The 17,630-nt window shown below is 68.1% G+C and carries 16 protein-coding genes; 8 read left to right on the plus strand and 8 right to left on the minus strand.

The window, feature by feature from the left end; all coding sequences use genetic code 11:
* Positions 1–130 precede the first annotated feature (130 nt).
* The 5 genes from ASE22_RS20890 to ASE22_RS20905 are packed head-to-tail and all read left to right on the plus strand — an operon-like array spanning position 131 to position 5,840.
* Positions 131–1,228 carry an NAD(P)-dependent alcohol dehydrogenase gene (locus ASE22_RS20890; RefSeq protein WP_056364242.1) on the plus strand — a complete coding sequence of 366 codons (1,098 nt, stop codon included), beginning with the start codon at positions 131–133 and terminating at the stop codon, positions 1,226–1,228.
* The gene (locus tag ASE22_RS20895) at positions 1,228–2,781 is read left to right on the plus strand and encodes a class I adenylate-forming enzyme family protein (protein WP_056364244.1); all 1,554 of its coding nucleotides are present in this window, start codon (positions 1,228–1,230) and stop codon (positions 2,779–2,781) included. Before ASE22_RS20890 ends, ASE22_RS20895 begins: the two co-directional genes overlap by 1 nt.
* Entirely contained in the window at positions 2,781–3,710 is a 930-nt protein-coding gene (locus ASE22_RS27940) for an aldehyde dehydrogenase family protein (protein ID WP_327196987.1), read from the plus strand. The genes ASE22_RS20895 and ASE22_RS27940 overlap by 1 nt, the downstream gene beginning before the upstream one ends.
* On the plus strand, positions 3,643–4,269 hold the full coding sequence (locus ASE22_RS27945) for an aldehyde dehydrogenase family protein (RefSeq protein WP_327196991.1): 627 nt from the start codon (positions 3,643–3,645) through the stop codon (positions 4,267–4,269). The genes ASE22_RS27940 and ASE22_RS27945 overlap by 68 nt, the downstream gene beginning before the upstream one ends.
* Positions 4,269–5,840, plus strand: a complete 1,572-nt coding sequence (locus tag ASE22_RS20905; RefSeq protein ID WP_056364245.1) for a linalool dehydratase/isomerase domain-containing protein — start codon at positions 4,269–4,271, stop codon at positions 5,838–5,840. Before ASE22_RS27945 ends, ASE22_RS20905 begins: the two co-directional genes overlap by 1 nt.
* Before the next feature lie 65 nt (positions 5,841–5,905).
* On the opposite strand, the gene ASE22_RS20910 is transcribed toward ASE22_RS20905, so the two are convergent.
* The 3 genes from ASE22_RS20910 to ASE22_RS20920 form a co-directional block, all read right to left on the minus strand.
* Entirely contained in the window at positions 5,906–7,450 is a 1,545-nt protein-coding gene (locus tag ASE22_RS20910) for a sodium:solute symporter family transporter (protein WP_056364248.1), read from the minus strand.
* Entirely contained in the window at positions 7,447–7,773 is a 327-nt protein-coding gene (locus tag ASE22_RS20915; RefSeq protein WP_056364250.1) for a DUF485 domain-containing protein, read from the minus strand. Before ASE22_RS20915 ends, ASE22_RS20910 begins: the two co-directional genes overlap by 4 nt.
* A 99-nt stretch (positions 7,774–7,872) precedes the next feature.
* Positions 7,873–8,337 carry a MarR family winged helix-turn-helix transcriptional regulator gene (locus ASE22_RS20920; protein ID WP_056364662.1) on the minus strand — a complete coding sequence of 155 codons (465 nt, stop codon included), beginning with the start codon at positions 8,335–8,337 and terminating at the stop codon, positions 7,873–7,875.
* 88 nt (positions 8,338–8,425) lie between these two features.
* On the opposite strand from ASE22_RS20920, the gene ASE22_RS20925 reads away from it, so the two are divergent.
* Genes ASE22_RS20925 through ASE22_RS20935 form a run of 3 tightly spaced genes read left to right on the plus strand, consistent with a single transcriptional unit; the run spans position 8,426 to position 12,820 of the window.
* On the plus strand, positions 8,426–9,217 hold the full coding sequence (locus ASE22_RS20925; protein WP_056364252.1) for a cyclase family protein: 792 nt from the start codon (positions 8,426–8,428) through the stop codon (positions 9,215–9,217).
* A complete protein-coding gene (locus tag ASE22_RS20930; RefSeq protein ID WP_056364254.1) occupies positions 9,210–11,336 on the plus strand; it encodes an indolepyruvate ferredoxin oxidoreductase subunit alpha in 2,127 nt (708 codons plus the stop codon). Before ASE22_RS20925 ends, ASE22_RS20930 begins: the two co-directional genes overlap by 8 nt.
* Entirely contained in the window at positions 11,336–12,820 is a 1,485-nt protein-coding gene (locus ASE22_RS20935; protein WP_235536383.1) for an indolepyruvate oxidoreductase subunit beta family protein, read from the plus strand. Before ASE22_RS20930 ends, ASE22_RS20935 begins: the two co-directional genes overlap by 1 nt.
* Positions 12,821–12,822: 2 nt before the next feature.
* Here the strand turns inward: ASE22_RS20935 and ASE22_RS20940 are convergent, their stop codons facing one another.
* Genes ASE22_RS20940 through ASE22_RS20960 form a run of 5 tightly spaced genes read right to left on the minus strand, consistent with a single transcriptional unit; the run spans position 12,823 to position 17,540 of the window.
* A complete protein-coding gene (locus tag ASE22_RS20940; RefSeq protein ID WP_056364256.1) occupies positions 12,823–14,397 on the minus strand; it encodes a phytoene desaturase family protein in 1,575 nt (524 codons plus the stop codon).
* The gene (locus ASE22_RS20945; RefSeq protein WP_056364258.1) at positions 14,394–15,185 is read right to left on the minus strand and encodes an SDR family oxidoreductase; all 792 of its coding nucleotides are present in this window, start codon (positions 15,183–15,185) and stop codon (positions 14,394–14,396) included. Before ASE22_RS20945 ends, ASE22_RS20940 begins: the two co-directional genes overlap by 4 nt.
* Positions 15,182–15,766, minus strand: a complete 585-nt coding sequence (locus ASE22_RS20950) for a cysteine hydrolase family protein (protein WP_056364261.1) — start codon at positions 15,764–15,766, stop codon at positions 15,182–15,184. Before ASE22_RS20950 ends, ASE22_RS20945 begins: the two co-directional genes overlap by 4 nt.
* Positions 15,763–16,248 carry an aromatic-ring-hydroxylating dioxygenase subunit beta gene (locus tag ASE22_RS20955; protein WP_056364263.1) on the minus strand — a complete coding sequence of 162 codons (486 nt, stop codon included), beginning with the start codon at positions 16,246–16,248 and terminating at the stop codon, positions 15,763–15,765. The genes ASE22_RS20950 and ASE22_RS20955 overlap by 4 nt, the downstream gene beginning before the upstream one ends.
* A complete protein-coding gene (locus ASE22_RS20960; RefSeq protein WP_056364265.1) occupies positions 16,245–17,540 on the minus strand; it encodes an aromatic ring-hydroxylating dioxygenase subunit alpha in 1,296 nt (431 codons plus the stop codon). The genes ASE22_RS20955 and ASE22_RS20960 overlap by 4 nt, the downstream gene beginning before the upstream one ends.
* Between the last annotated feature and the right edge of the window lie 90 nt (positions 17,541–17,630).

Consider the following 17,630-nt stretch of genomic DNA (forward strand, 5'->3'; position numbering starts at 1 on the left):
ATTCGCAACCAAATCTGCGGCCTTCCGCTTCATCCGTCGGTCTCCAGCGGTCAGCATGGCGCGGCACTGCAAGAGCGCGCAGGCGGCCGTCCGGCCGCTGAGCCGGCCGAGACGCCGATGGAGGGAAACGTTGAAGATCCAAGCCGCCGTGATTCAGGAACAGTCCGGGCCGTTCATCCTCGACGATCTGGTGCTGGACGCGCCGGGCGCCGACGAGATCCGGGTCCGCATCGCGGGATGCGGCATCTGCCACACCGATCTGGTCTGCCGCGATCAATATTTCCCGGTGCCGCTTCCCTGCGTGTTCGGCCATGAGGGCTCGGGCGTCGTCGAGGCGGTGGGCGCGGGGGTGACCGATCTGGCGCCGGGCGACCATGTCGTGCTGAGCTTCGATGCCTGCGGCAAATGCCAGCCCTGCCTGCGCGGCCTTCCGGGCTATTGCCTCGACCTTTACGCGCATAATTTCCTGGGCACACGGCCCGACGGCAGCATGGCGCTGCACCGTCATGACGGCGGTGCGGTCCATGGCCATTTCTTCCAGCAGAGCAGCTTCGCCACCCATGCGATCGCCAGGGCCGCCAATGCGGTGAAGGTCGATCGCGACCTGCCGATCGAGCTGCTCGGCCCGCTTGGTTGCGGTATCCAGACCGGCGCGGGCGCGGTGATGAACGCGCTGCGGCCCCAGGCCGGATCGAGCATCGCCGTGTTCGGCGCGGGATCGGTCGGGCTCAGCGCGATCATGGCGGCGCGGGTGGTGGGCTGCGCGACGATCGTCGCGGTCGATCTGAACCCCGATCGCCTCGAGCTGGCCCGCGAACTGGGCGCCACCCATGTCGTCGCGGCCGGAGACGGCGATCCGGTCGAGGCGATCCGCGCGATCAGCGGGGGCGGGGTGCTCTTCTCGCTCGAATGCACCGGTCTGCCCAAGGTGCTGCGCCAGGCGGTCGACGCGCTGACGCTCACCGGGGTGTGCGGGGTGATCGGGGTGTCGCCGCTCGGGACCGAGGTCGCGCTCGACATGAACTCGCTGATGTTCGGACGCAGCGTGCGCGGCATCATCGAGGGCGACAGCATACCGCGGATCTTCATCCCGCAGCTCGTCGAGCTTCACAAACAGGGTCGCTTCCCCTTCGACAGGCTGATCCGTTTCTATCCGCTCGACCGGATCAACGAGGCGGTGCACGACACCGAAAGCGGCAAGGTGCTCAAGGCGGTGGTGCGGCCCTGATGGAAGGCGGCTTCCTCTCGATCGGCGAACTTCCCCGCCTGGCCGCGCGCAGCTTCGGCGGCAAGACCGCCCTGGTCGACGGCGACCGGTCGCTCAGCTTCGACGAGGTCGACCGGCTGTCCGACCGTTTCGCCGCCGGGCTCGCGGCGCGGGGAATCGGCGCGGGCGACCGCGTCACCCTCTATGGCGAGAATGGCTGGGCCTGGATCGTCAGCTATTACGGCATCGCCAAGGCCGGGGCGGTGATCAATCCGGTCAACCAGCTGCTCACGCCTGGCGAGGTCCGCTACATCGTCGACGACTGCGGCGTCTCGGCCGTCGTCGCTTCGGCGGCGAGGGCGCGTGCGCTGGTGCCCGTCCTGGCCGGTAGCGGCGCCGAGCTGGTCGTCTGTTATGGCGAGGGCGCACCGGAGGGCACGGTGGCGTTCGACACGCTGCTCGTCGGCGACCATCCCGTCCCGTCGAGCTCCGGCGACGACGCGCGCCTGGGCACGATCGCCTATACGTCGGGCACGACCGGCCATCCCAAGGGCGCGATGCTCAGCCATCGCGCCATCGTCACCAATGTCCGGATGACCGCGCTTATGCATGGCAGGCGGGCGGACGACATCATCGTTTCCGCGCTGCCGCTGCCGCATGTCTACGGCAATGTCGTCATGAATGCTGCCTTCCTGTGCGGCTCGACGCTGGTGCTGTTCCCGACCTTCGACGCCGCCACGATCCTCGGCGCGATCGCCCACCGCCGCGCAACGATGTTCGAAGGCGTGCCGACCATGTACCATTATCTGCTGCAGAGCCCGGCGCTGGCCGCCGCAGACCTGTCGTCGCTGCGGCTCTGCACGGTCGGCGGACAGGCGATGCCGGTCACCGCGATGGAGGCGGTCGAGGCGCGGTTCGGCTGTCCGTTGATCGAGCTGTGGGGGATGACCGAACTCGGCGGGCTGGGCACGACCCATCCGCATCTCGGCCCTTATCGGCATGGATCGATCGGGATCGCGCTCCCTTTCCTCGAGGCGCGGATCGCCGAGGCGGAGGATGCGCTGCGCGACATGCCCGAAGGCGAGGTCGGCGAGCTGCTCGTCCGCGGGGCGATGGTGATGCAGGGCTATCATGGTGCGCCCGAGGCAACCCGGGACGCGATCTGCGACGATGGCTGGCTGCGCACCGGCGACCTCGCCCGGATCGACCGCGACGGCTTCATAACGATGGTCGACCGCAAGAAGGACATGATCCTGACGGCGGGCAACAACATCTATCCGGCCGAGCTCGAACGGGTCATCGCGATGCATCCGGGCGTCGCCTTCTCGGCGGTCGCGGGCTTTCCCGACCCGGCCAAGGGCGAAGTCCCGGTCGCCTTCATCGTCGCCAGGGCCGGAGCCGCGCCGACCGGCGAGGAATTGGCGGCGCACTGCCGCGCGCACCTCGCGCCCTACAAGGTGCCGCGCGCCTACCGCTTCGTCGACGACCTGCCGAAGACCAGCACCGGCAAGATCATGCGGCGCGCGCTCGCCCAGCTCCACAGCGACAACGACAAGATGACGAGGACAGGATGATGACCGACTTCTTCAGCGATTATGTGATGACGATCGATGGCGGGCCGGCGACGGCGGGCGCGACGATCGACGTCGTCAATCCCGCGACCGAGGAGCTGATCGCCGGGGCGCCCGATGCGAGCCGCGAGCAGCTCGAACAGGCGGTGGCCGCCGCGCGGCGCGCCTTTCCCGGCTGGCGCGATACCCCTCTGGCCGAGCGCCAGGCGCTGGTGGCGACGATCGGCGACCTGATCGAGGCGCATGCCGAGGATTTCATGCGGCTGCTGACGATGGAGCAGGGCAAGGCGCGGGCCGGCGCCGAATGGGAGATCTTCGGTTCGGTGGCCTGGTGCCGCGCGGTGGCGGCGCAGTCGCTCGAGACCGAGACGGTCGAGGACCAGCCCGGACGCCGGGTCGAGACCCGCCGGGTGCCGATCGGCGTCGTCGGCGCGATCACGCCGTGGAATTTCCCGATCTTGCTCGCGATCTGGAAGATCGCCCCCGCGCTGGTGACGGGCAATGTGATGGTGCTCAAGCCCTCGCCCTATACGCCGCTGGGCACGCTCAAGCTGGGCGAGCTGCTGCAGGGCGTGCTGCCGCCGGGGGTGCTGAACGTCGTGTCGGGCGGCAACGATCTCGGCGCCTGGATCACGCAGCATCCGGCGATCGGCAAGATCAGCTTCACCGGATCGACCGCGACCGGGCGGCGGATCATGGAGAGCGCGTCGGGCAACCTGAAGCGGATCACCCTGGAACTGGGCGGCAACGACCCGGCGATCGTCATGCCCGACGTCGATCCGAAGACGGTTGCCAAGGAGCTGTTCTGGGCGGCCTTCCAGAACAGCGCGCAATTCTGCGTCGCGGCCAACGGTTGCCAAGGAGCTGTTCTGGGCGGCCTTCCAGAACAGCGCGCAATTCTGCGTCGCGGCCAAGCGGCTCTATGTCCATGAGGATATCTACGACGCGGTTCGCGACGAGATGGTCGCCTATGCGCAGACCGTGAAGGTCGGCGACGGATCGCAGCAGGGCACCGATCTCGGCCCGATCCAGAACCGCATGCAATATGAGAAGGTCAAGGATCTGCTCGCCGACACGCGGCGGATCGGCGCCAATATCGTCGCCGGTGGTGAGGCTGGCGAAGGGCCGGGCTATTTCATCCCGGTCACGATCGTCGACAATCCGCCCGACGACAGCCGCGTCGTGACCGAGGAAGCGTTCGGCCCGGTCCTTCCCTTGCTCAAATTCTCCGATGTCGACGATGTGATCGCGCGGGCGAACAGCACCGAATATGGGCTGGCCGCATCGGTCTGGTCGAAGGACACCGCCGCCGCACTGCGCATCGCCGAGCGGATCGAGGCGGGCACGGTGTGGATCAACGAGGTCCATGTCTTCGGTCCCCACATCGCCTTCGGCGGGCACAAGCAGTCGGGCATGGGGGTCGAGAACGCGCTCGACGGCCTCGCCGAATATACCAATCCGCAGACGATCACCGTGAAGGACCTAGCCTGATGCACTTTCTCAAGCTTGCTGCGTTCGGCATGGCTTTGGTCACGGCCGGCGCCCAAGCCGCCGTGCCGAAAGTCGATCCGGCCGATTATCCGGAACTGACCGACAAGGAGATCGGCCATGTCCGCCACATGATCCGATTGTCGCGGCAGCTTCCCGGCGACTGGTCGGGCATGGGCAGCGACATGTGGTCGGTCGCCGAGCGCACCATCCAGTTCCAGCTATCCTATATGGCGACGGCGCTGGGGCTGGTGCAGCACAGCTACACCCCTGCCTATCGCGAGGCCTATCAGCCGGCGATGGACGCGCTGATCCAGAAGATGACCTTGCCCGACGTCTGGGAATTATGGCTGAATTCCAGCCGTGCGGGTACCTTCCGCAGCAAGACGCGCAGCATCCAGCCGGGCTGGGTCGACCCGGTGCGCAAATATAACATCATGCTGAAGGGCTATCTGCTCCAGGCGGGTGCCATGTACGACATGCTGTACCAGGACGGCAGATATGATCGGCCCGGTGCCTTCACCTTCCGCCATATCCCGGCGACCTGGGCCAATGGGCCGCAGACCTTCCGCTACACGCTGGGCGACGTCGCCCGGATCGTCCATCAGGAATATGTCGATTCCGACTATGCGGGGGTACAGTGCGAGCCCAACGTGGTCTTCCCGCAATGCAACCAGCCGCCGATCCTGGGCCTGATCAACTATGACCAGAGCCACGGCACCCATTATGCGGCCGACATCATGCCGAAGTTCAAGGCCCAGTGGAGCCGGATCGGCTATACCGACGCGAAGACCGGCCAGAACATCGGCTACATGCGGGTCTCGACCGGCGCGAAGGTGGGGTTGACCGGGCCCGTCGGCGACGGCTGGTCGAACAGCTGGATGAACGTGTGGAATCCCGAACTGGTCCGCGACATCTATCCGAAGCTGCGCGAGCAATATTATCGCAACTTCGTCTCGGGCGCCTATGCGCGCAACGTGCCGTCCTACGGCAACAAGGACATGATCGGGCTGGGCTTCGGCCAATATGCCTTCATGGCGGCGGAGGTCGGCGACGGCGCGGCGCGGGCGGCGATGCTTGCCTATGCCGACCGCAACTTCAATCCGGTGTGGGAGAATGGCGAATATTATTACCCGCGAAGCGATGATTATGCGCCCGATGCCGGCGGCAACTCGCGCGGCGTGGACAGTTGGACCGGCAACGTCCTGATCGCGCTGGCGCGTCTCGACAAGGGCGACGGTTTCCGCAAGCTCTATGCCAGCCCCTGGACGGCAGCGACGCTGCGGCAGCCTTATGTCAGCGGGATCGACTATCGGACGACCAATGTCAGCCGCGCCTGGTACGATGCCGGCAAGCGCGCCCTGGTGGTCACGCTCAAGCCCGGCCCGGTCAAGGCGAAGGCGACCCGCTTCACCGTCAACCAGCTCCAGCCTGGCGTCGATTATGTGGTGCTGCGCGACGGCGTGGAGATCGGACGGGTCGGGAAGGGAAGCTTCGCGCGCCGGGCCGACGGCACGGTGCAGATCGGCGGCCCGCTCGACAAGGCGCACAGCTATGTGATCGTGGCCGGCTGAGGGCGGTCAGCACATGGGCGGTTCGACTCGACCGGCGGCCCGGGCCGGTGGAAATGCTCCTCCGTCTAGCCGAGGCCGACCGAGCGCCGCCGCTGCGCGGCGAAGGCGGCCCGCTCGCCCGCGCCGCGCGCGCTGCGATCGAAGTGCGAGACGAGGAACGCGGCGCCGAGCGCGGCGCCGAGCGCGAGCACGGTCGGATATTCATAAGGAAAGAGCGCCTGCGGCTGGCCCAGCGTGTCGACCCACACCTTCTTGCTGAGGATGATCGGCCCGATCGAGAAGAGGAGGCCGAGCGTGCCGCCGGCAACCGCGCCGCGCGTGGTCAGGCCCTTCCAGTAGAGCGCGAGCAGCAGGATCGGGCAGTTGACGCTGGCGGCGATGACCAGCGGCAAGGTCGCGAGGAAGCCGATATTCTCATGCTCGAAGGCGAGTCCCAGCAGCACCGAGGCGGCCCCGATCACCGCCGCCGCGATCTTCGAGACGCGCACCTCGCTCCGTTCGCTCGGCGTGGTCCGCGCGAAGACGTGGCGGTAGAGATCGCGCGACACCGCCGAGGCGGCCGCCAGCGTCAGCCCGGCGACGACGGCCAGGATCGTCGCGAAGGAGACCGCGGAGACCGCGCCGAGCAGCGTCGGTCCGCCGAGGGCCTCGGCGAGATGGAGCGCCGCCATGTTGAGGCCACCGATCAGTTTGCCGTCGGCCGTTGCGAAGCGCGTATCGCCCGACAGCAACGCCATCGCCGCATAGCCCAGCAGTACCATCAGCATCTGGAACACCGCGATGATCAGCGCGGCGATGCCGAGCGAGCGCCGCGCGGAAATCCCGTCGCGCACCGTGAAGAAGCGCATCAGGATATGCGGCAGGCCGATCGGCCCGAGCGCGAAGGCGAGCGCCAGCGACACCGCGCTGAAGCCGTCGGGCAGCAGCCCCGTCTCGCGCATGCGGCCGGTGGCGCCGGTGGAGGAGGCCGCCGCCGCGTCGATCAGCGACACCGGGCTGAAGCCGTAGATGCCTATGGCCAACAGCACCATCGTCAGCGCGATCAGGACGAGCAGCGTCGCCTTGATGATCTGGATCCACGTCGTCGCGGTCATCCCGCCGAACACGACGTAGAAGACCATCAATATGCCGAAGCAGGCGATCGCATAGCCATAAGGCAGGCCGAACAGCCCGGCGATCAGAGTGGCCCCGCCGACCATCTGCGCGATCAGGTAGAAGCCGGTCACGCACAATGTGCTGATCGCGGTGAACAGGCGTATCGGCTTCTCGTCGAGCCGGTAGCTCACCGCGTCGGAAAAGGTGTAGCGGCCGAGGTTGCGCAGGCGCTCCGCGACCAGGCACAGGACGATCGGCCAGCCAGCCGCGGCGCCGACCGCATAGATCAGCCCGTCGTCGCCCATTCCGTAGAAGACCGAGAGCGTCCCCAGGAAAGAGGCGGCCGACAGATAGTCGCCGGAAATCGCGAGCCCGTTCTGCACGGGGGTGATCTTGCCGCCCGCCGCATAGAAGCCCTCGGCGCTCTTGCTGCGCCGATGCGCCCACCAGGTGATGACGAGGGACGACAGGACGATCGCGGCGAAGATGATGATCGCCGAAGGATGGACGGTCATCGCCCGTCCCCGCCGATGTCGGTCGGAATGCTGTCGCCGCGCAGTTTGTCGGTGCGGTTGGCGACCGCGGAGAAGAGCAGGATGCCGACGATGAACAGCGCGAGCAGGCAGAGTGCGGCCACCGTGAAGCCGCTCACCGCATGACCGAACAGCGTCCGGTCGAGCACCGGCCAGTCGAGGGTCATCGCGACCATGAAGGCGATGGTGACCAGGACCGCGAGCGCTGAGATGGTCCAGCCCAGACGCTCCTGGCTGCGCAGCGCGGCTTCCAGGCGAGCGTCCGCAGGCGGGCCGGCTTCCTCAGGGGACAATTGCTCGGCCATCGAAGCTCCTTCTAGCGGGGCGGGTCTGCGCGATCTCCTTCATCGGGCTCCCATGTCCAACTGACAAGCTATTCGGCGACGGCCGGTCGAGACGCCGGTTCAGTCGAGATTGTCGTGGAGCCGGTTGAGCATGTCGATCAGGGCGGTGAAATCGCGGGCGCTGAAGGTGCGGATCAGCTTGCGATAGACCGGCGCCGTCACCGTGCGGGCGGCGGCCAGCTTTTCCCGCCCTTCCTCCGTCAGGAAAAGCTCGGTCACCCGGCCGTCATCCATGCTCGGGCGGCTGCCGATCAGGCCGGCCTTGGTCATGCGTTCAACGATCCGCATCATCGTCGAGATGTTGATCACGGCCGAGCGGGCGATCTGCGCGATCGGCTGGGGCGATCGCTCGCCCAGGACCATCAGGACCCGCCATGTCGGGATGTCGATGCCGATCTTCCGCAGTTCGGCTTCGATCACGACATTGTAGCGGCTCACCGCCCGGTTGAGCAGATAGAAGGGATAGGCATCGACCCGGAATTCTTCCGAACCGGGATCGCCGTAGTGACGCAGGTCCTTGGTCATCGCTTCCTTCGCCATAAGGCAGAAAATGCTTGCATATGCAAGTTTAATGAGACAGGCTTGCCTCGGTCCATGATGTGGAGACGGTCAGATGTCCAGCCTCGAAGCGCTCGCCGCTGTCGCTACCAGCCTTGCCGACGGATCGATCGATGTGATCGACCTGACGCAGACTCTTTCAGAAGATACGCCGGTGCTGGTGCTGCCGCCGAACTTCGGCCAGTGCGCACCCTTCTCGCGGGAAGAGATCTCGCGCTACGATGATCGCGGCGTCGCCTGGTACTGGAGCAATTTCACCGTCGGCGAGCATACCGGCACACATTTCGATGCGCCGGTCCACTGGGTCAGCGGCGCGCAGCTTCCGGACAACACGCTGGACCGCATTCCGGCGCGCGACTTCATCGCTCCGGCAGTCGTCCTCGATTTTTCCGCGCAGGCCGCGGCGGACCCCGATTATCTGCTGACCGCCGCCGATATCGAGGCGTGGGAGGCCGAGCATGGCCGCATCCCGGCGCGGAGCTGGGTGCTGTTCCGCACCGACTGGTCGAAGCGCGACGTCGATGCCTACACCAACCGCCGCGAGGATGGCGCCCACACGCCGGGGCCGGACCCCGAGGCGGTGCGCCTGCTGGTCGAGGATCGCGACATCCTGGGCTTCGGGGTTGAGACGATCGGAACCGACGCGGGCCAGGCCCATCTGCTCGATCCGGCCTATCCGGCACATACCCTGCTGCACGGCGCTGGCCGCTATGGCCTCCAGTGCCTGGCCGACCTCGATCGCCTGCCGCCGACCGGTGCGGTGGTGATCGCCACGCCTCTCAAGATCCGGGACGGTTCGGGCAGCCCGCTGCGCGTCGTCGCGCTCGTAGCGCGTTCCGATGGCTGAACGGTCTTTCGCCGCCGAGGTCGAACGGCTCAAGCTCGGCGAGGGTGAGACCTTCGTCGGCGAGGGCATCCTGGCAGTCACCAAGGCGCTGCTCCAGTCGGGCGTCGCCTATGTCGGCGGCTATCAGGGGTCGCCGATCAGCCATCTGATGGACGTCTTCGCCGACGCCAACGACCTGCTCGCCAGCCTCGGCGTCCACTTCGAGGCGAGCGCGAGCGAGGCGACGGCGGCGGCGATGCTGGCGGCTTCGGTCAACTATCCGCTGCGCGGCGCGGTCGCCTGGAAATCGGTCGTCGGCACCAACGTCGCATCCGACGCGCTGTCGAACGTGGCTTCGGGCGGCGTCACCGGCGGCGCGCTGGTGATCGTCGGCGAGGATTATGGCGAAGGCTCCTCGATCATGCAGGAGCGGACCCACGCCTTCGCGATGAAATCGCAGATGTGGCTGATGGACCCGCGGCCCAATCTGCCGAGCATCGTCGACGCGGTCGAGAGCGCCTTCCAGCTGTCGGAAGCCTCCAACACCCCCGTGATGCTGGAGATGCGGGTTCGCTCCTGCCACATGACCGGCAGCTTCGTCGCCAAGGACAATGTCCGTCCCGCGATGACCGTCGACGAGGCGGCGGCGTCGCCCGTCCGCGACACCAACCGGATCGTCCTGCCGCCCGCCAATTTCCTCCATGAGGTGGAGAAGGTCGAGAAGCGCTGGCCGGCCGGCATCGCCTTCGTCCGCGACAACAAGCTCAACGAATGGTTCGGCCCGGACGAGGGCGAGGTCGGGCTGATCGTCCAGGGCGGCCTGTTCAACAGCCTCAATCGGGGGCTGGAACTGCTCGGCCTGTCGGATGCGCTGGGCGCGTCGCAGCTTCCGATCTATTGCCTCAACGTCACCTATCCGCTCATCCCCGACGAGGTCGCCGCCTTCTGCCACGGCAAGCGCGCGGTGCTGATCCTCGAGGAGGGGCAGCCCGAGTTCATCGAGCACGAACTGAACACGCTCGTCCGCCGCGCCGATCTCCAGACCCGGATCGTCGGCAAGGACGTGCTGCCCCGCGCCGGCGATTACACCGCCGAAACGATGGCGCGCGGGGTGCGCAAGTTCGCCGCCGAATGGCTGCCCTCGCTCGATCTGCCCGATATCTCGATCGTGCCGCTTCCGACGCCGGTTGCCTCGCAGATCCCGCAGCGCCCGGCCGGCTTCTGCACCGGCTGTCCGGAGCGCCCGATCTTCACCTCGATGAAGCTGCTCGAACGCGAGCTGGGGCCGGCGCATGTGTCGGCCGACATCGGTTGCCACCTTTTCTCGATCCTGCCGCCGTTCAACATCGGCAACACGACGATGGGCTACGGACTGGGAACCGCAGGCGCCTCGGCCTTCAAGCCCAAGGACAAGCGCGCGATCGCGGTGATGGGCGACGGCGGCTTCTGGCACAACGGCCTGACCTCGGGCATCGGCAACGCCGTCTTCAACAAGGACGACACCGTCACCGTCATCATCGACAACGGCTATTCGGCGGCGACCGGCGGGCAGGACATCCTGTCGTCGCGCGCCGACAACCGCGCGCGGACCACGCGGCACCCCATCGAGAGGGCGGTGCGCGGGATCGGTGCGGGCTGGGTCCGCACCGTGAACCGCACCTATGACCTGAAGCGCATGACGGCGGCGCTGCGCGAGGCGATGACCAGCCCCGAGCGCGGGCCGAAGATCGTCATCGCCCAGTCGGAATGCATGCTCAACAAGCAGCGCCGCGAGAAGCCGGTGGTGCGCAAGGCGATGAGCGAAGGCAAGCGGGTCGAGCGCGAGCGCTTCGGCATCGATCCCGACACCTGCACCGGCGATCATAGCTGCATCCGCCTGTCGGGCTGTCCGTCGCTGTCGATCAAGCCCAATCCCGATCCGCTGCGGCAGGACCCGATCGCCCATGTCGACAACAGCTGCGTCGGTTGTGGCCTGTGCGGGGAGGTCAGCCATGCGGCGGTGCTGTGCCCAAGCTTCTACCGCGCCAACATCGTCGCCAATCCCGGCCGCTGGGAGGGCTGGTGGAAGACGCTGCGCTCGCGGCTGATCGGCGGGCTCCAGGCGCGCGATGCGCGCGTCCGTGCGGCGAGGGCGTTCTGATGGCTGGCGGCGAAAACACACGCGACCGCATCGGGATCGCGATCCTCGCGCTCGGCGGGCAGGGCGGCGGCGTACTCGCCGACTGGATCCAGGAGCTCGCGCGGCACCATGGCTGGCTTGCCCAGGGGACCTCGGTCCCCGGGGTCGCGCAGCGCACCGGTTCGACCGTCTATTATGTCGAACTGGCGCCGGCGCCGGCCGGTGCGCTGCCGATCATGGCGCAGATGCCGACGCCGGGCGACGTCGACATCGTCATCGCATCGGAGCTGATGGAGGTCGGCCGCGCGATGCTGCGCAACTTCTCGACCGCCGACCGGACCACGCTGATCGGCTCGACGCACCGCATCTATGCGATCGCCGAGAAGAGCGGGATGGGCGACGCGCGCGGCAGCAGCGACCAGATCATCGAAGCGACCGCCCGCCGGGCGAAGCGCTTCGTCGGCTTCGACATGGAAGCCGCGACCGAGCGATCGGGCAGCGTGATCAGCGCGATCATGTTCGGCGCCCTCGGCGGCAGCGGCGCGCTGCCCTTCCCGCGCGAGGCGTTCGAACAGGCGATCCGCGACAGCGGCATCGCCGTGGCGAGCAACCTGCGCGGCTTCGACGAGGGCTTTCGCGCCGCTCAGGCCCCGGTCGCGCTGCCGGACGAGGCCGAACATCCCATCCCGCAGCCGACCACCGAGACCGGCCGGCGGCTGCGCGACCGTGTTCTCGGCGAACTGCCCGAGCCGGCGCACCGCCATGCGCTGCACGGCGTCCAGCGGCTGATGGACTATCAGGACGCGGGCTATGCCACGCTCTATCTCGACCGGCTGGCGGGCATCGCCCGGCTCGATGCCGCGCCTTGGGAGATCACGGCGGAAGCCGCGCGCCATCTGGCGCTCTGGATGAGCTACGAGGACACGATCCGCGTCGCCGACCTTAAGGTCCGGACCTCGCGCTTCGAGCGGGTCCGCTCCGAGGTCAAGGCCGGCGAGGAGCAGTTGCTCGGGATCACCGAGTTCATGCATCCGCGCCTCCAGGAGGTTTGCGAGACGCTGCCCGCCGGGCTTGGCCGCTGGATCCTGCGCTCGCCGCGTCTGTCGAAATGGCTCGAAGGCTTTTTCCGCGACGGCCGCTACGTCGAGACGACCAGCCTGCGCTGGTTTCTCGTCCTGCGCCTGCTCGCGGCGATGCGTCCGATGCGCCCGCGCTCGCTGCGTTATGTCGAGGAGCAGGAGCGGATCGACGGCTGGCTGACCGATATCCGCGACAGCATCGGGCGCGATCCGGCGGTCGCCCTCGCGCTGGTGCGCGCGCAGCGGCTGATCAAGGGCTATGGCGACACGTTCGAGCGGGGCCTGCGCAACTTCCGCGCCATCCGCGCGGCGCTGTTCGCACGCGCCGCCGCCGATCGCCGCGCCGAATGGCTCGATGAAGCCTGCGCCCAGGCGCTCGCCGACGACAGCGGCAAGGCGCTGGAACGGGTTTTGGCCGCCGCCTGAGGTCAGAGCCTCCGGCCGACCATATGGCCCGACATGCCGGCAAGGCCCGGCCCCGGATGGGTCGATGCGCCGATATGGAAGAGCCGCCGCACCGGCGTGTCGTGGTTGCGGCCGCCGGCCAGCGGGCGGAACAGGTGGAACTGGTCGATCGAACAGGCGCCCGAATAGGGATCGCCGCCGACCAGGTTGACGTTCATCGCCTCCAGATCGGCCGGCGAGAGGATCGCCGTCTTCAGCAGCGCGGACTCGAGATTGGCGATATGGCCCCCGAGCCGCGCCAGGATGCGGGCGGCGTAGGCTTCGGCCAGCGCCGGGGTCCAGCGGCCGTCGGCGGGGACCGCGATGCTGCCGGCCGCGTCGCCGCGCACGATCCTCGGCAGTTCCTGGAGCTGGATCCAGAGCAGTCCCTGGCCCTGCGGCACCCGCGACGGATCGGTCGCGGCCGGCTGGCCGACGACGATCGTCCCCTCGACCGGCAGCAGCCCCCGCTCGGCCTCGTTCACCGCGCGCGAAACCCCGTCGAGGCCTGGCGTGACGTGAACGAGCGCGACCTTCTCCAGCGCCGGGTCGGTCCAGCGCGGCAGTTCCGACAGGGCGATGTGGATCTGCATGTCGGCGCGGCCATAGCTGTAGCGCCGGGCGCGCTCGGCCTGCGCGGCCGGCGGATCGGCGAGCAGGCGGCCGTAGAGCTGGGTCGGGGTGACGTTCGCGACCACGCCCTTGCGCGCCATCAGGCGCCGCCCGTCGGCGGTCTCCACCCCGGTCGCGGTGCCGCGCTCGACGATGATGCGGGTCACGTCGGCGCCGGTGCTCACCTGCCCGCCATGCGCCTCGATCAGCGCGGCGAAGGCGCCGACGAGCTGGGAGACGCCGCCTTCGACGAAGGGAATGCCCACGGCTTCGAGGGTGAACAGGATGAGCTTCCCCATCAGCGCCGAGAGCGGCGCGTCGGGGCCGAGGCCGGTGTGGAGGATCCAGGGCGCGATCAGCGCGCGGGCCAGGTCCGATCCGAAATCCTGCTCCAGCCAGGCGCGCATCGGGCGCAGGAAGTCGCCGGCGAGGCCGGCGAAGGCGTCGACCCGCTGGCGGAGCAGCGTTCGCCCGAGCAGGCCCAGCGTCTGGCGGCTGCGCGGTTCGAGGCCGAGCAGCCCGAAGATCAGCGGCGCGTTCGCCTCGATCTCCTCCATAGCGCGGACATAGGCCGCGCCGTCGCCGGGATGGAGGGCGTCGAACGCGGCGGCATTCGCCTCGCGCGACGGGCCGAAGACCATCGCGCGCCCATCGTCGAGCATGACCGCGGTGGGTTGCGGTGCGGTCACGAGGCGCAGGCCATGCTCGGCCAGCCTGGGGCCGAGCAGCGGATAATGGGCGGCAGTGACGAACAGCGGCAGCGACATCGCGAACAGGTCGTGGCGGAAGCCCGGCAGCGTCGCCTCGGCGGTGCGCAGGCAGCCGCCGGCGATCTCGTTGCGTTCGAGCACCAGCACGCGGCGCCCCTTCAGCGCCAGTTCGGCGGCGCAGACCAGCGAGTTGATGCCGCTGCCGATGATGATCACGTCATGCTGCGCGGTGGTCATTCGCCCTCTCCCTCGAACCATGGGCGCGGCCCCAGGCCCTGGTCGGGGCCGAGGACCGAATAGCCGCCGTCGACGGCCAGGTCGCCCCCGGTCATGAAGCGTGCCATGTCCGAGCACGCGAAGACCACCACGTCGCCCACATCGCCGCCCCGGCCGACCCGGCCGAGCGGATGGGTGCGCGCGCCGACCCGATCGGCGCGGTCCTCGCTGCCGGCCATGCTTTCCAGCGCGGGGGACCAGGTCCAGGCCGGGGAAACGGTGAGCACCCTTATCCCGCGCGGCGCGAGCGTCACCGCGGCGTTCTTGGTCAACTGCATGATGGCGGCCTTCGATGCCGGATAAAGCATCCGGCCGGCGGCGCCGAACTTGCCGCCGACGCTGCCGATATTGACGATGACCCCGCCGGGCGACGGCATCAGATCGGCGGCCTGCGCCATCAGCAGCGCCGGGCCGACCAGGTTGACGTCGAGCGATCGCCGCCAGTCGGCGCGGGTCGCGCCGAAGCCCGGATCGACATAGAGGCAGGCATTGTTGACGAGGATGTCGAGCCGCCCGAAACGCGCAACGGCGGTGTCGAGGCAGGCGGCGATGCCTTCGTCCTCGGCCAGGTCGGCGGCGACGAACGCCGCCCTGTCGCCCAGCGCCGCCGCCACCGCCGCGCCGCGTTCGGCGTCGCGGCCGGTGACGAGCACCGACGCGCCCGCCGCGTGCAGCGAGGCGGCGATGTCGGCGCCGAGACCCTGGGTCGCGCCGGTCACGATAGCGACCTTGCCGTCGAGGGAGATCATGGCCGGTGCTCCAGCAGATCCGCCACCGTCGAAACCTCGCCCAGCAGGGCGATGTTGTCGAGGGCCGCCCGATGGAGATGGGGCTGACCGGCCGAACAGGCATCCGCCGCGACGGCCACCGCGAACCCCATGTCGGCGGCATGGCGGGCGCTGTGCTCGACGACCGAATTGGTCGCGACGCCGGCCATGATCAGTCGATCCACAGCGAGTCCTGCGAGCACCCGCTCCAGATCGGAATCGAAGAAGGCGTTGACGCGGTTGTGAGTGACGACCGCCTCGCCGGGCAGCGGGCTGAGGCCGTCGTGGAAGGCGGCGCCCCAGCTGCCTTCCTGCATCGCCCCGGATGCCACGACGTTGCGGAAGATCGGGGCATTCTGCGCGACGCCGGCATAGCCGGCCGGGAAGGCGATGCGGACGTGCACCAGCGGAATGGCTTGCCGGCGGGCGGCGGCGAGCAACCGGCCGGCGGCGGCGATCACGGCCTCGCGTCCGGGCGCCCCCTCGGCCACGCCGAGGCGGATCCTGCCGTCGGGGTGCAGCACTTCGTTCTGATAATGCAGCGCGAGGACGGCGGTGCTCACAGGAACACCTCATAGCAATCCTGGATGCCGTCGCAGTTGATCAGGTCGACCCGCTTCAGCACGATCCGCCAGGCGCCGGCCGGTCCTGCCAGGTCGTGCGTGTAATGGCCGGCGAGCTGGCGCTGGTCGCGGCCCTTGCGCCATTCGGTCATCTGGAAGGTGGAACGGACCCGGAGGCCATCGCCGCTCTGCCCGACCACCCGGACGTTGCCGACGATCCGCGCGGTGCGGGTGACGGGCTGCTGCGACCAGGCATGGGTCTCGTCGAGCCGCCGTCGCCGCACGTCGCGGAGGACGGCGTCTTCGTAGAAGATCGAGGCATGGTTGAGCGGATCGGCCTGCCCGTGCTGCAGCGGCACCCAGTACATGCCCTCGTCGGTGAACAGGGCGTCCCATTCGTCCCAGCGCCGCGCGTCGAGCAGTTCGGCCTCGTGGTAGAGATAGTCCGCAACGGCGTGGGTCAGCATCGGATCTCCGCTCATGCCACGGCCTCCGCCATATAGGAGGACCAGGCGCGGAACTGGTTGCGCATCGGAACCTCGCTGATCCCGGCTCCCAATATCCCACCCTCGAACGGCGTGTCCTGTCCGGCCATGCGATGCTGGCTGATCCAGTCGCCGCCGTCGGAGGCCATGCCCTCCTGGCACCGCTGATAGACCTCGACATCGTCGACCATCACCGTCGACGAGGGCGAGTTGACGATGTTGGTGTAGCTGATCGTCCGCTGGAAGAAGGCGTCGGACGTGCCCTTGAGCCGGAAGGTGAAGATCTCGACCAGCGTGCGATCGATCGAGATCGGCCGGATCACCCGCAACTGCTGGAAGCCGGTGTGGGGCGAGCAGCTCGGGTATATGATCGTGTTGTGCCGGTTCATCGACAGGATCTCCTGCGTCCGCTCGACGCCGTGCGCGGCCTCGAGCTGAGCGCGATATTCCAGGCTGATCGCGTCGGTCGGCGCGTTGAAGATGGCGTCCATATAGCTGTGGCCATGGTCGTAGCAGCGCAGTTCGAGGCTCTCCCAGAAGCTGTTCGGCTCGCCATTGCCTTCGATGATGTGGAGCTGGAACGGCGTCTTGCCGCCGAGCTTCTCCTTCACCGTCCGCCGCGCGGCGGCGAAGGAGCTTTCATGGGTCGCCTGCGGGTGGCCGGTATCGTTGAGATTCTCGAAGAAGATCTTCCAGTTGCTGTGCTGCATCACCCGCATCACGCCGCCGGCGACCTCGACCTCGCCGCCGGGCGCGCGATCGATGAAATTGTCGATGCTGGCGAGCGCGCCGCCGAGATAGTCCTCGAGGCCGGGGCCGTCGTCCGCCAGCGAGCAGAAGACGAAGCCGCCCCGCTCCGCGACCCGTGCGACCGGCTTCATCGAGAATTGGGGATCGTCGAGCGAGAAGCCGGTGTCCTTGTAGCCCTTACGGAAGGGAACGCCCTTGATCGTGCCGTCGAGCGTGAAGGTCCAGGCATGATAGGGGCAGCGGAACAGCGGCCCGACATGGCCGCAACCGTCGGCGACCAGCTTCGCACCCTTGTGGGGACAGCGGTTGTAGAGGACCCGGATGTCGCCGCCGCGATCGCGGACCATCACGACCGGCTCGCGGCCGATCAGCGTCGTCCAGTAATCCCCCGGCTGGGGCACCTGGCTGGCATGGCCCACATAGACCCAGGCCCTGCCGAAGATGCGCTCCATCTCGAGGTCGAAGATGGCCGGATCGGTATAAACGCTCTTGTGGACCCGGTCCGGTTCCACTAGCGCGGCCAGAGTGTCGGCATTCATTGCTGCGTTCTCCTTGCGGTGCCGCAGACGGTGCGCGATTAATTGCATATGCAATATCCGCGATTGGCGGATATCATCCGCATCCGGCCG

Source organism: Sphingomonas sp. Root720, assembly GCF_001428605.1.
Lineage (GTDB): Bacteria > Pseudomonadota > Alphaproteobacteria > Sphingomonadales > Sphingomonadaceae > Rhizorhabdus.